We start from the raw sequence: 13556 nt of genomic DNA, 5'->3' as shown, positions 1-13556 counted from the left end.
ACTGATTGGGCGCGGGACTGATGGGGGCCGCAAGCAGACGCAGAGTTGCGCCGAAGATAAACCTTTTACGCGGCGCGGAAAGGTTTCCGTCGCGATTGCTTCAAAATGAATCGGGCTTTGCGCAAAGCTGCCCTTATTGCGGACGTGTCGTATCCGCGCTGGACCAGTCCGACAGCGGCAGGCGCGCCAGTTTGTCGGGGTTGCGGATGCGGTAAATCGCGGTGATCTGGCCGTTGTCGATCTCAAACGTGGTGGTTTGCAGCACACCGTTGTAAACGCTGACATAGCCGGGCAAGCCGTCGTTCCACATCAGGCGGATCATCTGCTCGTTTGGGCCATACTTGCGGGTCAGGCTGGCAAACAGCCGGAGCAGCTTGGCCAGCCCGATGATGACTTTCGTGAACGTCGAGACTTTGCCGCCGCCATCCGGGTGCATTGTCACGCCTTGCGCTAAAAGGGTTTGTAGCGCGGCGATATCTCCGTTGCGGGTGGCTTGGAAGAAAGCATGGGTGATGTTTTCGCCTTCTTCACGGTCAACGCGGTAACGCAGGTGCTCGGTTTGCACATGGCGGCGGGCGCGCGAGGCGAGTTGCCGCACCGCCTCGGGGTCGCGGTTGAGGGTGTGGGCGATCTCGGCGATGGGAGTTTCAAACACATCGCACAAAAGGAAAGCGGCGCGCTCCAACGGAGACAGCCGTTCCAATGCCAGGATCAGGGTCAGAGTCAGATTGTTGGCGCGCAGAGCATCGTCTTCGGGTTCGGTCAGTGGCTCTGGCAACCAACTGCCGACACAAGCCTCGCGGCGGTGGCGGGCGGATTTGATCGCATCAAGGCACAACCGGGTGACGATGCGGGCGAGGTAAGCAGCGGGGCTGTCGATCTGGGACGGGTCGAGTTTGTGCCAACGCAGATAGGCGTCTTGCACGATGTCTTCCGCCTCGGTGCGCGATCCCAGCAGCCGGGGCCGCTGCGTCTCAAAGAGGCTGGTTGCCTCAGGCTGTATCGGGGTGCGCGCCAAGCGCCGGGCTGGCGAGAAAGCCGCCTTGAATACTGTTCCACACATTGATCGCGCCGATAGCGAGGGTCAGGTTCAACCGTTCGACCTCGTCAAAATTGGCTTCAATCAGAGCGTAGTCCTCATCCGGCGCCCCGGTTTGGGCAAGGTAGGTCAGCGCCTCGGTCCAAGCCAAAGCGGCACGTTCGCGGGCGGAATAGAGCGGGGCCTCGCGCCAAGCGGGCAGCAGATGCAGACAGAAGGCGCAGTGGTTGATCTGCGAGGCACGCATTTTCACCAGATGCAGCAGCTTGGCCTTCAAACCGCTGGCTTTGATCGCAGCTTCCAGCGCCAACATCGCTTTGACGCCGGGGTGGGCGGGTTTGAAATTGTCGGTCATGCGGGGGGTCAATTCAGGTTCGATATATAGATTACATCAGGTTCTTGAATGCAGCGCGCGCGGTGAGTGTCAAAGGTGGTCGGGGCGATGTGGGCCGGTGATCGCTGATGTGTCATCCAACATGCCGCCGAAATCGGGCGCGCGGGCGCAGCGCCTTGAAGCCTGTTGCGGTGTTTAAGCCGATCAGCCCGGTGCCGCCAAGAACCACGATTGTCATGATCTTTCCTTTGTTTTGATCTTACCGGGATATGACGCGGTAGGCCGCCCGGTTGTGACATTGGCACCAGATTTATTTGAAAATCTGAGAAAGCTGCGGCGGGGCGAGTTCTTGAAACTGACGGCCAGCGTGAAGGAATATTGCGCGTCGGTCAGCCCTTTCGGGGCGGGTGGGAAGCTGCCCGCGCGGCTAACCGCTTGCACCGCTGCGGCGTCTAACGTGGCATTGCCGGAGGACCGGGCCACCGACAGACCCGCAAGCGCGCCGCCGCGCGTGACGGTCAGGCGCAGGCTGACGCTGCCCTCCGCCCCGGCGGCAGAGCGGGGATCGGTCTTGCGGTATTCAACCCGTTTGCGAATTTGCCCGCCCCATTGCGATGTCAGGGATTTGACTTGGCCTTTTGAGCTGGCCGTGGCGGCCTTCTGCTCGGCCATGGGTTGCTGCGGGGCTTTGGCGGAGGGTTTTTCGACTTTGGGTTTCTGGCGGGCGAGCTCTTTTCCGGCACAGGTTGGGACTTCAGCTGTTCCGGCGGGGCTTCGGCATCGGGGGGCAGGTCGGCGCGCTGCGGCTCGGCGGTAGTCACGGCATCGGGAAGATCAGGCAGCGGTTCATCCTGCGCCACGGGGTGCAGCGTGTCGGGCAGCGCGGACATCGGCTCTTTCGGCGCGGGTTCCAGCGTGGCGATGGCCGGGGGGGCTTAGGGCAGCGGGTCCATGTCGATCAGCACGGCATTGTCGCGGGGGTTTGCGCTGCCAAGGCCTCGGTCAAGCCACAGCACCAGCGCCGCCACTGTGCCTGCTACGGAAGTCGCCGCCGCCGCCCATTTCGCGGCATAAGCCACAGGGTGAGGCCCGCCGCGCGCGGTCAGCCAATCGACAGAGGGGCCGGGGGTGGGTTGTCATGGTTCGGCAGGATTGGGGTCTGACGCTGCGCCTTCAATGCCGACCAAAGCCACACGCAAATAGCCCGCCGCGCGCAATAGGTTCGTCACCGCCATCAGCTTGCCATAGGGCACGGCCTCATCCGCGCGCTGGTGGGGATGCAAGCGCCGTTGGCGGGGGTGGCGGAACCTGCTGTTTGGCTCGATGGCAGCCACCGGGAAGCTGCTGGCGAACCCTTATACCGAGCATCTGTTCCTCTGGGGCGCGGGCGATCTGACGCAGACCAGTTGGGGACCTGCGCTGTGGCTATTGCCGCGTTTGGTGCCCGGCGCGGTGATTGCGGTGTTGCTGGTGCGGCCCTTGAGCCTGCTGCGTTTGGGCGCGCAGGCGGCAGGCGGGCGCGGCATGGTGCTGTGGCCGGTGGCCTTGGCGGCTGCCCTTGCGGCGCTGCATCTGGCGGCGGTTTCGGTGACAGCGGTGGGGATGATCGGCTTCATTGGGCTGGTCGCCCCGAACATGGCGCGTCTGCTGGGCGCGCGGCGGGCGGGGGCCGAGTTGCGGGTCTCGGCGAGTTTGGGGGCGGTCTGCCTGATTGCGGCGGATGTGTTGGCTTTGGCGTTGCAGGGCTTGGTGCCAAACATCGTGCCGACGTGGCGACGGCGGCTTTTACCGGGGCGGTGGCGCTGATCTGGCTGCTGCGGCGCAAGCTGGGGGCGGAAGATCACGCGGTGCATGCTTTGCCAGCGGGGGCTGCGCGGGTGAGTGGGGCACGGGCGGTTTTGCTGGGGCTGGGGTTTGCCGCGCTGGTGGTTGCCGCGTTGTGCGTCGGGCGGATGCAAAGCGGCTGGGCTTTGTCGATTGATCCGCTGATCCTGTCGCTGCGCTGGCCGCGGGTTTCGGCTTCGGCGAGTGCCGGGGTGAGCATGGCTTTGGCGGGGTGTATTTTGCAGCGTCTGATCCGTAACCCGCTGGCCAGACCGGATTTCTTGGGCATGTCGGCGGGGGCGGGGGCGGTGGCGGTCTTAGTGGGCGTGGCGTTGCTGACGGGTGGTTCGATCCCTGCAGCACGGCTGCCTGTAGCACTGGCAGGCTGTGGGGCGGCGCTGCCGCTTTTGTTGTGGTTCGGGCGCAGACATTCTCATGCCCCGGCAGCGCTGGCACTGATCGGCATTGCGCTGGGCGCGAGCCTCGATGCGCTGGTGCCGCTGTCGATGGCGGGCGGCACCGCCGAGACCTTTGCGATCATGGGCTGGATGAGTGGATCGACCTATCGGATTGATGCAGAGGCTGCGTTGGGGCTGACGGGCTGCGCGGTGGTGGGGCTGATCTTTGCCGCGCTGGCCCTGCGCCCGTTGACCTTGCTCGGCGCGGGCGACGGCATTGCGATGGGGCGCGGGCTGGCTTTGGCCCCGGCACGGCGGGGGTTGATGGTTCTGGCGGCGGGGCTGACGGCGGCGGTGACGGCCTTCATGGGGCCGGTCAGCTTTATCGGCCTCATCAGCCCGCATCTGGCGGTGCTGCTGGGGGCGCGGCGGATGCAGGATCAACTGATCGTGGCCCTATTCGCGGGGGCGGATTGTGCTGTATCCGACGCAACTGCCTGCCGGATCGGTGGCAGCGATCTTGGGCGGCAGTTATTTCCTGCTGCTGCTCGCACGCAGATGGATGCTGGCCTGAGGGCAAAGCAAAAGGCCGGGAGTGACCCCGGCCTCTGCAATTTGTTTTCAGAGATCAGCGCGCGAGGATCGCATCCACGATGCGGCTGGCGGCTTCTTCTGCGGTCAGATCAGTCGTGTTGACCACGATTTCGGCAGCTTCCGGGGCCTCATAAGGGCTGTCGATGCCGGTGAAGTTCTTCAACTGACCCGAGCGGGCTTTCTTATACAGCCCCTTCACATCGCGGCTTTCGGCCACGGCCAAGGGGGTATCGACATAGACCTCGATGAACTCGCCGCCCGCCATCAGATCGCGCACCATGCGACGTTCGGACCGGAACGGCGAGATGAAGGCGGTCAGCACGATCAGACCCGCATCGGTCATCAGCTTGGCCACTTCGCCGACCCGGCGGATATTTTCCACCCGGTCGGCATCGGTGAAGCCCAGATCGCGGTTCAGCCCGTGGCGGACGTTGTCACCATCGAGCAGGAAGGTGTGCTTGCCCATGGCGTGCAGCTTTTTCTCGACCAGATTGGCGATGGTCGATTTGCCAGACCCCGAAAGCCCGGTGAACCAGACCACAGCGGGCTTTTGATTCTTCAGTGCGGCATGGGCGTCACGATCCACATCCACGGCTTGCCAATGGATGTTCTGGCTGCGGCGCAAAGCGAAATGGATCATCCCGGCGGCGACGGTGGCATTGGTCATCCGGTCGATCAGGATGAAACCGCCCAAGTCGGGGTTAACAGCATAGGCCTCAAACGGGATCGCGCGGTCAATCGACAGGTTGCAGACACCAATCGCATTCAGTCCCAAGGTGCGGGATGCCAAATGCTCCAACGTATTGATATTGACCTCATATTTCGGCTCTGTCACCGTGGCGGTCACGGTTTGGGTGCCGATCTTCAGCAGATACGGCCGCCCCGGCAGCATTTCGTGTTCGTCCATCCAGACGAGTGTGGCCTCAAACTGATCCGCCACTTCACACGGCTCATCCGCCTTGACGATCACATCACCGCGCGAGCAGTCGACCTCATCGTTGAAAGTCAGCGTCACCGATTGGCCGGCAATCGCCTGATCCAATTCGCCATCATAGGTGACGATGGATTTGACCGTGGTGGTCTTACCCGAAGGCAGCACCCGGATCGCATCGCCGGGCTTGACCACGCCCGCGCCGATTTGGCCCGCGAAGCCGCGGAAATCGAGGTTGGGGCGGTTGACCCATTGCACCGGCATACGGAACGGCACATCCAGCATCCGCGCATCATTGACGGGGGCGGTTTCCAGATGCTCCATCAGCGTCGGGCCAGTGTACCACGGCATTTGCGTGGATTTGGTGATCATGTTCTCGCCCTTCAACCCGGAAATCGGGATCGGCAGGAAAGCCTCCATCCCGATCTGCTTGGCGAAGTGGCTGTAATCCTTGACGATCTCGTAGAAACGTTCCTGACTATAGCCGACCAGATCCATTTTGTTGACGGCCAGCACGACGTTCTTGATGCCGAGCAGTTTCACCAGATAGGAATGCCGCCGCGTCTGGGTCAAAACACCTTGCCGCGCATCAATCAGGATCACCGCAAGGTCGGCGGTCGAAGCCCCCGTCACCATGTTGCGGGTGTATTGCTCATGTCCGGGGGTGTCGGCGACGATGAATTTGCGCTTGTCGGTGGCGAAGAAACGGTAGGCCACGTCGATGGTGATGCCCTGCTCGCGCTCGGCAGCCAAGCCATCCACCAGCAAGGCAAAGTCGATGTCCTGCCCTTGGGTGCCAGAGGCTTTGCTGTCGCGCTCCAGCGTCGCAAGCTGGTCTTCAAAGATCATCTTGCTGTCGTACAGCAGCCGCCCAATCAGCGTTGATTTGCCATCATCGACCGAGCCGCAGGTGATAAACCGCAGCATGGTTTTGTGCTGATGCTTCAACAGGTAAGCGTCGATGTCCTCGGCGATCAGCGTGTCGGTGACGTAGATGGGGTCAATAGCAGCGGTCATTTAGAAATACCCCTCTTGTTTTTTCTTCTCCATCGAGGCGGATTGATCGTGGTCAATCGCACGCCCCTGACGCTCGGATGTGGTGGTCAGCAGCATTTCCTGAATGACTTCCGGCAGCGTTTTCGCCTCAGATTCCACGGCACCCGTCAGTGGGTAGCAGCCCAAAGTGCGGAACCGCACCGATTTCAGTTCCGGCACTTCACCGGGGGCTAGTGGCATCCGCTCATCATCGACCATGATCAGCAGGCCGTTACGCTCCACCACCGGGCGCTTTTCGCTGAAATACAGCGGCACAATTTCGATGCCTTCAAGATGGATATATTGCCAGATATCCAGCTCGGTCCAGTTCGAAATCGGGAAAGCTCGGATGCTTTCGCCCTTGGATTTGCGGGTGTTATAGAGCTTCCACAATTCGGGCCGCTGGTTCTTCGGGTCCCAGCGATGGTTGGCCGAGCGGAACGAGAACACGCGTTCTTTCGCCCGCGACTTTTCCTCATCCCGGCGCGCGCCGCCGAAGGCGACGTCGAAGTTATACTTGGTCAGTGCCTGTTTTAGGCCTTCGGTCTTCCACATATCGGTGTGCAAGGAACCATGATCGAACGGGTTGATGCCTTTTTCCACCGCTTCGGGGTTGTGATAGACGATCAAATCCATCCCGGCATCTTTGGCGGCGCGCTCGCGCAGATCGTACATCGCGCGGAATTTCCACGTCGTATCAACATGCAGCAACGGAAACGGCGGCGGGGCAGGGTAGAACGCCTTCTTCGCCAGATGCAGCATGGTGGCCGAGTCTTTGCCGACCGAATACAGCATCACCGGGTTTTCGGCATTGGCCACCACTTCGCGCATGATGTGGATGCTTTCGGCCTCAAGCCGCTGCAAATGCGTCAGCGTGCTGGCGCTCAGGCCCTTTGCGGCGGGGGTGCTGGTGGTCATTGTCGGCTTCCTTCAAGATGGGCTGGTGCTATGTGGCAATTTTCGCCCGCGCGTACCAGCGGGGGCAGTGCCAAACGGTCAAAATATCCAAGAATGTTGGCCCAGATTGCGCTTGGGCGGGCGCGTAGGGGTGCAAAGCGCTGGCGAACGGCTTGATTTGGTTCCAGCAATGCGGCGAAAGCTGGAATTCCCTTCTTTTCTGCGATGGGCCGCGCAGAAAGGCCCGCAAACTTGTGCGGGGGACACGCAGGCCTACTCATCTGCCGTCACCAAAACTCATCGTCCTCGCCGGGCTGGTCGGGAATGCGCAAAAAAAACCCGGCCCCAAGGGCCAAGCTTCGTCGCCGTGGTATCTATCGGCCCTGCGCGGGGCGTCAAGATATCTTTGACCCTGCAAGGAAACTTGAGGTTTCGCTGTGGCACAGCGCCGCCGATTACAGCCCTGCCAGCACCTCCAGCAGCGCCTCGGCCCCGCCCGCGCCCAGCTTTGCGGCAATCGCGTCTTGCGTGGCGGCCCAGTCTGCATAAGCCCGCAGCAGCAGCTCTGCGCCGTTTTCGGTCAACGCGATCGCCGCTTCGCGCTGATCAAGGCTGTCGGCAGGCCGCACCCAGCCAGCCTTTTCCACCACCCGCACATTGCGGCCAATGGTTGAGCGGTCGAGTTCCATCACCGCCGCCAACTCGGTCAGCGAAATCGGCCCGCGCCGCCGGATCGTGCGCAGCAGCGAGTATTGCGCCAAGCTGATGCCATGCTTGTCCAGTGCCCTGTCATAGATCGCGGTCACCCGCCGTGTGGCTTTGCGCAGGGCGGCGCAGTAGCAAACCGAAGCGAGCGCGGCAGTGGTCATCGGAGGCTCCAGTCAGATGTAAGGCGGTGCCACTTCAGATAGCAAATCAAACATCCGTTGACAACGGGTATATGCCCGCATTAAGAGGGCATATACCCGCAACCTAGCTTTGATCGACGAAGGATATGAAATGTTCGCGCAGAATTTGGCGGATCGGCTGGCGGCAAAGGGGGTGCATTATGCTTGGGTGGTGGCTGGCGTCACCTTTCTAACCATGCTGGCAACAGCGGGGGCGATGGGCTCGGCGGGCGTGTTGATTGGCCCACTGCAAACCGAGTTCGGCTGGACCAAGGCCGAGATTTCTTCCGCCCTCGCGGTGCGGATGATGCTGTTTGGCCTGCTCGGGCCGTTTGCGGCGGCGATGATGAACAGCTTTGGGCTGCGCAGTATCGTGGCTTTGGCTTTGGGGCTGATTGTCACCGGGATCGCGGGTTCGTTTTTTATGACCAGCCAGTGGCAGTTGGTGCTGCTCTGGGGCGTGATCATTGGCACCGGCACGGGGATGACCGCGTTGGTGCTGGGGGCGACGGTGGCAACGCGCTGGTTCAGCACGCGGCGTGGATTGGTGATGGGAATGATGACCGCCAGCAATGCCACCGGGCAGTTGGTGTTCCTGCCGATGTTCGCACTGGTAACGGAGGCCTATGGCTGGCGGATGGCGATGTCGGTCATTCTGGGGGTGCTGGCGCTGGCCTTTGGCATGGTCGCCCTGCTGCTGCGCGATCACCCGTCTGATCTGGGCCTACCTGCCTATGGCGACACCGAGATCAGCCGCCCCGCCAAGCCCGACCGTCGCCTTCTGTCACTGCTGACCACACCGCTGTGGGTGCTGGCCGAGATGTCACGCAGCGCCACCTTCTGGGTGCTGTTCGGCACGTTCTTTGTCTGCGGCCTGTCCACCAACGGGTTGATCCAGACCCATTGGGTCTCGATCTGCGGCGATTTTGGCATCCTTCCCGTCGCTGCCGCTGGCTTACTGGCGCTGATCGGGGTGTTCGACTTGGTCGGCACAATTAGTTCGGGCTGGCTGTCTGACCGCTATGACAACCGCTGGCTGTTGTTCTGGTTCTACGCGCTGCGCGGGCTGTCCTTGGTGTTCCTGTCGCTCAGCGGCTTTGGCATCTATGCGATTTCAATTTTCGCTGTGTTCTACGGCATGGACTGGGTCGCCACCGTGCCGCCCACGGTCAAACTGACCGCCGAGCGCTTTGGCCGCGAAAAAGCCAACCTCGCATTTGGTTGGATATTCGCGGGTCATCAAATCGGCGCGGCGACAGCGGCTTACGGCGCAGGCGCGATCCGTGACGATCTGCTGACCTATATGCCCGCGCTGCAAGTGGCAGGGATGATGTGCGTGATCGCAGCACTGGCGGTGCTGTCGCTGCAAAGGCCGGGGGTGGTCGTGGGGCGGGCCGCCAAGCCCGGCCCCGCCACTTAAGTTATGCCAGATGTTTCGCGAAATGCGCGGAGGTCCGCTGTTGCGCCAGCTTCGCGGACTCCGCGTCATACGAGGCGCGGGCGTCGCAGTTAAAGCCGTGGTCGGCGTCGTAGATGTAGACCGGAACATCGGAGCGGGACGCTGCAAATTCGCGCACCTTGTCGACCGGAATATGCCCGTCTTTCGCGCCAAAGTGCAGGATTGTGGGGCAGTTCGGTTGCAGATCGGTCAGCCCCAACACGCCGCCGCCATAATAGCCGACCGCCGCTGATAGCCCCGGCAGTTCTGCCGCCGCCGACCACGCTAAAGTGCCGCCCCAGCAGAAGCCGACCACGCCCACTTTGCCCGCGTCAGCCGCAAATTCCACCGCAGCGGCAATGTCCAACAGCGCGGGTCCACTGGCCACCTTGCCGATCATCGCATAGGCGCGCGGCATATCCTCGGGCTGATAACCCGATTGAAAACCCGGCTCGGCGCGGTCAAACAGTGCAGGCGCAACGGCCAAATAGCCCTCGGCTGCATAGCGATCCGCCAAGCTGCGGATATGGGCGTTGACGCCGAAAATCTCTTGCACCACCACGATGCCGCCCTTCGGCACACCCACAGGGCGCGCCACATAGGCGTCACAGACAAAACCATCCGAAGCCGTCAGTCGAATATCTTCACCCATAGGTTCAGGCCCTTCCGTACAGTCGTTTCGCCTCTCGGAACGACATAAGCTTTTGTAGTTTTTCATCCCACAAATGCAACTTCACGGACTGGAAACTTTCCCAAATCGTCAAACGCTGGGCTTGGGCGAGATCGGTATTGTCGCGCAACACCTCAGGCAGGCGGTAGAACGGGATGCGGCTGTAGAGGTGATGCACATGATGGATGCCGATATTGGCGGTGAACCAGCGCAACGGCTGTGGCAGAACGTAATGCGATGAGCCTTCCAACGCGGCCTCATGCAGCTGCCAGTCTTCGGTTTTCGACCAATGGGTTTCTTCAAACTGGTGCTGCACATAGAACAGCCAGACCCCAATCGTCGCCGCAATCACCGAGGTCGGCAGATAGATCAGCAGCAACGGCATCCAACCGCCCAGCCAGATCATCAGCCCGACGCCGATGGCGATCACAGCATTAGTGCCCATCGCCGAGGTCCAATAACGCCAGCCTTTGTTCATCAGCCCAAACGGCAAACGGTTTTGCAGGATGAACAGATAGCTTGGCCCCAACACGAACAAAACCAACGGGTTGCGGTACATCCGGTACAAAAACCGCCCCATCGGGCTGCGGGCGCGGTATTCTTCCACCGTAAGGGTCAGCACATCGCCAATGCCGCGCTGATCAAGGTTGCCGTGATGCGAGTGGTGGATCGAATGGGTGCGCCGCCAGACATCATAGGGCGTCAGCGTCAGCACGCCCAAACACCGCCCGACCCAATCTTGCGCGGTGCGGCTGGCGAAATATGAGGCATGGCCGCAGTCATGCTGGATCACGAAGATCCGCACCAGAAATACCCCGTTCAGCAGGGCAATCGCGAAGGCGAGCCAATAGCTGATCTCGAGTGACACCCAAGCCAGCCCCCACAGCATCACGAACGGCACCAGCGTCGCCGCCAGCTCAAACACCGAACGGAAGGTGGAAGGCTCGCGATATTTCGCCAAAACCAGCACCCACTCTTTAGCCGAGCGGTGCGACACCGGGGCCTGTTCGGCCAGATCAGTCTCTGTCATCAAAAGCGCCCCAACGCTCGCCCGGTTCGCCACCGGAAGGCCGCAGCGCCTGAAAAGCGCCTTGTGTTGATTGGGTCCGGCGATGATGCCAGACCGTCGTTGCTGTTTCGTTAACGGATGTCGCATCATGACGCCAGCGCGGCCTGCTGTGAAGCGTTAACTTGTGGCAAGGTTCCATTGTGTTGACACAATCGGCGGAATTTGGCGGGCTGCGACGATTTCACTCAGCCGCCGTTGCTTTCGGCGCGGCCTTCAGCGCCGATTTACGCTGCTTTTCGGTGGCCGATTTCAGCTGCCCACAGGCCGCCATGATATCCTCGCCGCGCGGGGTGCGGATCGGCGTGGAGAAACCAGCGTTGTGCAAAATATCGGCAAAGGCATGAATCCGGTTGCCGGACGAGCGTTTATAGGGCGCGCCGGGCCACTCGTTGAACGGGATCAGGTTGACCTTGGCCGGGATGCCGCGCAGCAGTTCGATCAAACGATAGGCGTCTTCTTTGCTGTCATTCACATGGTCGAGCATGACATATTCAAAGGTGATCCGCTCGGAATTGGTCAGGTTCGGATAGTCGCGCAGCGCATCCAGCAGCGTCGCGATGTTCCATTTCTTGTTGATCGGCACCAGCACGTCGCGCACCTCATCGGTGGTCGCGTGGAAGCTCACGGCCAGCAGACAGCCGATCTCATTGGCGGTGCGGGCGATTTCCGGCACCACGCCACTGGTGGAAAGCGTGATGCGGCGACGGCCCAAGGCGATGCCTTCGCCGTCCATCACCACTTTCATGCCATCGCGGACGTTCTCAAAGTTATACAACGGCTCGCCCATGCCCATAAGCACGATATTGCTGATCAGCCGCGTCTCAACATTGCGATCCCCCGGATTGGGCCATTCGCCAAGATCATCCCGCGCCAGCATCACTTGCCCTACAATCTCCGCCGCCGTCAGGTTGCGCACCAGCTTTTGCGTGCCGGTGTGGCAGAAGGTGCAGGTCAGGGTGCAGCCGACTTGGCTGGAGATGCACAAAGTGCCGCGATCGGTTTCGGGGATATAGACCACCTCGACCTCATGCCCGCCGGCGATGCGCACCAGATATTTGCGGGTGCCATCGGTGGAGACCTGCTTGGTGACGACCTCTGGCACCTCGACCACAAAATTCTCGGCCAAAAGCGCGCGATAGTCTTTCGCCAGATTGGTCATGCGGTCAAAGTCGCGCACGCCCCAAAAGTAGATCCACTGCCAAACCTGCCCCAACCGCATCTTCGCGGTCTTCTCGGGCGTGCCCGCCGCAATCAGTGCCGCGCGCATCTGATCGCGGGTCATGCCCACCAGATTGGGCTTGCCGCCCTCGGGTGTTTTGCGCGGAATCGTCAGCACATCTTGGGTGATCGGGGCGGTCGTCATGGCAGAGTCCTTGGGCTTTGAAGCGACCGATATAGGGGATTCGCTGGCAAAACGAAACCACGCAATGCAAATCCTCCGCCGCCCCGCCCGAAGCCTTAGGCTTTGACCATCACCAACTGCGCATCCAATGCCAAAATCTGCTGCACTGCATGAGCTGCCTCCGCGCCCTTCTTGACGAAATGCGCTGTGTAATAGGCGATCAGACTGTCGACTGGCTGGAAGTTATGCGGGGTGAGGGAAACCGAAAAGCACGGCACGCCCGTCTCAAGGCCCACGTTCATCAGCCCGGTCACCACCGCACCTGCGACGAAATCATGCCGGTAAATCCCACCATCGACCACCAAGGCCGCCGCGACAATCGCATCATAGCGCCCGGACTGCGCCAGCTTTTTCGCAACCAGGGGCATCTCAAACGCGCCGGGCACCTCAAACGCATCAATCTTGGCACCCGGCAGCAGGGTTTCCGCCTCTGCGACAAAGCCTTTGTGGGCTTGGTCGACGATCTCGGCATGCCAACGGGCTTTGATAAAGGCGATGCGGGCGGGCTTCAGGGCTTGGGTCATTGCGGCAGATTCCATGCAAAAGAGTTGCTCCCTGCATATCTTTGGCGCAAGTGCGGGGCAATGGATGCATATTCTGAAAAATCGCACTCAGAGAGAGAAAATGGCACGGTTTCCATGCCGTTTCCGACCTGATTGCGCTAACCGCAGCCGCTTACCGATTGCTGTCGATCCAACGCGACAACAACTGACGATCCCGAAAACATTCATCCGGCACTGCGCGGCGTTTGTAACGCGCGATTTTCTCGGCAAAGGCCACCTGTTTCGAGGTCGGCCGGCCATCGGTTTCCAGCGGCCGCATCTTGGCCTGCGCGTCGATCCAGGCGCTGAGGCTGCGGCGATCCAACTGCACCTCCCACGGCAGATTGACGCCATTGCGCTGCGCCAAAGACCGCGCGTAAGACAGCTGCCGTTCGGTCGCAGCAATGGCAAAAGTGGTGTCTTCCATAACGTCACCTCGGGCTGGTTCTGTTAAGGTAATATAGAACATAAAGAGAACAAATTCAAGCAAACTCAC

Annotated in this window: 16 protein-coding genes; 3 read left to right on the top strand and 13 right to left on the bottom strand. The window is 61.2% G+C overall.

Going from position 1 to position 13556, the window contains the following annotated elements; all coding sequences use genetic code 11:
• Positions 1-133: 133 nt before the first annotated feature.
• From sigJ to ACS5RD_RS00900, 5 genes are all read right to left on the bottom strand, one after another.
• On the bottom strand, positions 134-1063 hold the full coding sequence (sigJ, locus tag ACS5RD_RS00920; RefSeq protein ID WP_489929597.1) for an RNA polymerase sigma factor SigJ: 930 nt from the start codon (positions 1061-1063) through the stop codon (positions 134-136).
• Positions 993-1406 carry a carboxymuconolactone decarboxylase family protein gene (locus ACS5RD_RS00915; RefSeq protein ID WP_489929596.1) on the bottom strand — a complete coding sequence of 138 codons (414 nt, stop codon included), beginning with the start codon at positions 1404-1406 and terminating at the stop codon, positions 993-995. Before ACS5RD_RS00915 ends, sigJ begins: the two co-directional genes overlap by 71 nt.
• Before the next feature lie 201 nt (positions 1407-1607).
• Positions 1608-2045: an energy transducer TonB family protein gene (locus ACS5RD_RS00910; protein ID WP_489929595.1), complete on the bottom strand. Its 438-nt coding sequence runs from the start codon at positions 2043-2045 to the stop codon at positions 1608-1610.
• Between the two features lie 263 nt (positions 2046-2308).
• Complete coding sequence (locus ACS5RD_RS00905; protein WP_156317721.1) at positions 2309-2452, bottom strand: hypothetical protein; 144 nt, start codon at positions 2450-2452, stop codon at positions 2309-2311.
• Positions 2453-2509: 57 nt separating this feature from the next.
• Positions 2510-2707: a hypothetical protein gene (locus tag ACS5RD_RS00900; RefSeq protein ID WP_489929594.1), complete on the bottom strand. Its 198-nt coding sequence runs from the start codon at positions 2705-2707 to the stop codon at positions 2510-2512.
• Between ACS5RD_RS00900 and ACS5RD_RS00895 the strand changes: the two genes are divergently transcribed.
• The gene (locus ACS5RD_RS00895; RefSeq protein WP_489929593.1) at positions 2697-3179 is read left to right on the top strand and encodes an iron chelate uptake ABC transporter family permease subunit; all 483 of its coding nucleotides are present in this window, start codon (positions 2697-2699) and stop codon (positions 3177-3179) included. The two genes, ACS5RD_RS00900 and ACS5RD_RS00895, sit on opposite strands and share 11 nt — an antisense overlap.
• Positions 3143-4291, top strand: a complete 1149-nt coding sequence (locus ACS5RD_RS00890; protein WP_489929592.1) for an iron chelate uptake ABC transporter family permease subunit — start codon at positions 3143-3145, stop codon at positions 4289-4291. Before ACS5RD_RS00895 ends, ACS5RD_RS00890 begins: the two co-directional genes overlap by 37 nt.
• Here the strand turns inward: ACS5RD_RS00890 and cysN are convergent.
• From cysN to ACS5RD_RS00875, 3 genes are all read right to left on the bottom strand, one after another.
• Positions 4224-6137, bottom strand: coding sequence for a sulfate adenylyltransferase subunit CysN (gene cysN, locus ACS5RD_RS00885; protein ID WP_489929591.1), 1914 nt, complete (start codon positions 6135-6137; stop codon positions 4224-4226). The two genes, ACS5RD_RS00890 and cysN, sit on opposite strands and share 68 nt — an antisense overlap.
• Positions 6138-7073, bottom strand: coding sequence for a sulfate adenylyltransferase subunit CysD (gene cysD / locus ACS5RD_RS00880; RefSeq protein ID WP_489929590.1), 936 nt, complete (start codon positions 7071-7073; stop codon positions 6138-6140).
• A gap of 434 nt (positions 7074-7507) precedes the next feature.
• Complete coding sequence (locus ACS5RD_RS00875; protein ID WP_489929589.1) at positions 7508-7921, bottom strand: MarR family winged helix-turn-helix transcriptional regulator; 414 nt, start codon at positions 7919-7921, stop codon at positions 7508-7510.
• 130 nt (positions 7922-8051) lie between these two features.
• On the opposite strand from ACS5RD_RS00875, the gene ACS5RD_RS00870 reads away from it, so the two are divergent.
• Positions 8052-9359: an MFS transporter gene (locus ACS5RD_RS00870; protein WP_489929588.1), complete on the top strand. Its 1308-nt coding sequence runs from the start codon at positions 8052-8054 to the stop codon at positions 9357-9359.
• A 1-nt stretch (position 9360) separates the two neighbouring features.
• Here ACS5RD_RS00870 and ACS5RD_RS00865 read toward each other — a convergent pair whose 3' ends face one another.
• The 5 genes from ACS5RD_RS00865 to ACS5RD_RS00845 all read right to left on the bottom strand — a co-directional run bounded on the left by ACS5RD_RS00865 (position 9361) and on the right by ACS5RD_RS00845 (position 13487).
• Positions 9361-10029 (bottom strand): dienelactone hydrolase family protein, encoded by a 669-nt coding sequence (locus ACS5RD_RS00865; RefSeq protein WP_489929587.1) that lies wholly within the window; start codon positions 10027-10029, stop codon positions 9361-9363.
• Between the two features lie 4 nt (positions 10030-10033).
• The gene (locus ACS5RD_RS00860) at positions 10034-11077 is read right to left on the bottom strand and encodes a fatty acid desaturase (protein WP_489929586.1); all 1044 of its coding nucleotides are present in this window, start codon (positions 11075-11077) and stop codon (positions 10034-10036) included.
• A gap of 220 nt (positions 11078-11297) precedes the next feature.
• Positions 11298-12479, bottom strand: coding sequence for a dual-specificity RNA methyltransferase RlmN (gene rlmN / locus ACS5RD_RS00855; RefSeq protein WP_489929585.1), 1182 nt, complete (start codon positions 12477-12479; stop codon positions 11298-11300).
• A 95-nt stretch (positions 12480-12574) separates the two neighbouring features.
• The gene (locus tag ACS5RD_RS00850; RefSeq protein WP_489929584.1) at positions 12575-13057 is read right to left on the bottom strand and encodes a 6,7-dimethyl-8-ribityllumazine synthase; all 483 of its coding nucleotides are present in this window, start codon (positions 13055-13057) and stop codon (positions 12575-12577) included.
• 136 nt (positions 13058-13193) lie between these two features.
• On the bottom strand, positions 13194-13487 hold the full coding sequence (locus ACS5RD_RS00845; RefSeq protein WP_489929583.1) for a hypothetical protein: 294 nt from the start codon (positions 13485-13487) through the stop codon (positions 13194-13196).
• Positions 13488-13556 lie beyond the last annotated feature (69 nt).

The sequence above is a fragment of the Cypionkella sp. PAMC25878 genome, assembly GCF_058135695.1.
This window is presented reverse-complemented; position numbering and strand designations above follow the sequence as displayed.

Bases quoted from the DNA above. Each gene is read 5' to 3' on its own strand.
- ACS5RD_RS00845 (WP_489929583.1), bottom strand. From the start codon at position 13,487: ATGGAAGACACCACTTTTGCCATTGCTGCGACCGAACGGCAGCTGTCT.
- cysD (WP_489929590.1), bottom strand. From the start codon at position 7,073: ATGACCACCAGCACCCCCGCCGCAAAGGGCCTGAGCGCCAGCACGCTG.
- rlmN (WP_489929585.1), bottom strand. From the start codon at position 12,479: ATGACGACCGCCCCGATCACCCAAGATGTGCTGACGATTCCGCGCAAA.
- ACS5RD_RS00860 (WP_489929586.1), bottom strand. From the start codon at position 11,077: ATGACAGAGACTGATCTGGCCGAACAGGCCCCGGTGTCGCACCGCTCG.
- ACS5RD_RS00895 (WP_489929593.1), top strand. From the start codon at position 2,697: ATGGCAGCCACCGGGAAGCTGCTGGCGAACCCTTATACCGAGCATCTG.
- ACS5RD_RS00875 (WP_489929589.1), bottom strand. From the start codon at position 7,921: ATGACCACTGCCGCGCTCGCTTCGGTTTGCTACTGCGCCGCCCTGCGC.
- ACS5RD_RS00865 (WP_489929587.1), bottom strand. From the start codon at position 10,029: ATGGGTGAAGATATTCGACTGACGGCTTCGGATGGTTTTGTCTGTGAC.
- cysN (WP_489929591.1), bottom strand. From the start codon at position 6,137: ATGACCGCTGCTATTGACCCCATCTACGTCACCGACACGCTGATCGCC.
- sigJ (WP_489929597.1), bottom strand. From the start codon at position 1,063: ATGTGTGGAACAGTATTCAAGGCGGCTTTCTCGCCAGCCCGGCGCTTG.
- ACS5RD_RS00910 (WP_489929595.1), bottom strand. From the start codon at position 2,045: ATGGCCGAGCAGAAGGCCGCCACGGCCAGCTCAAAAGGCCAAGTCAAA.
- ACS5RD_RS00850 (WP_489929584.1), bottom strand. From the start codon at position 13,057: ATGGAATCTGCCGCAATGACCCAAGCCCTGAAGCCCGCCCGCATCGCC.
- ACS5RD_RS00870 (WP_489929588.1), top strand. From the start codon at position 8,052: ATGTTCGCGCAGAATTTGGCGGATCGGCTGGCGGCAAAGGGGGTGCAT.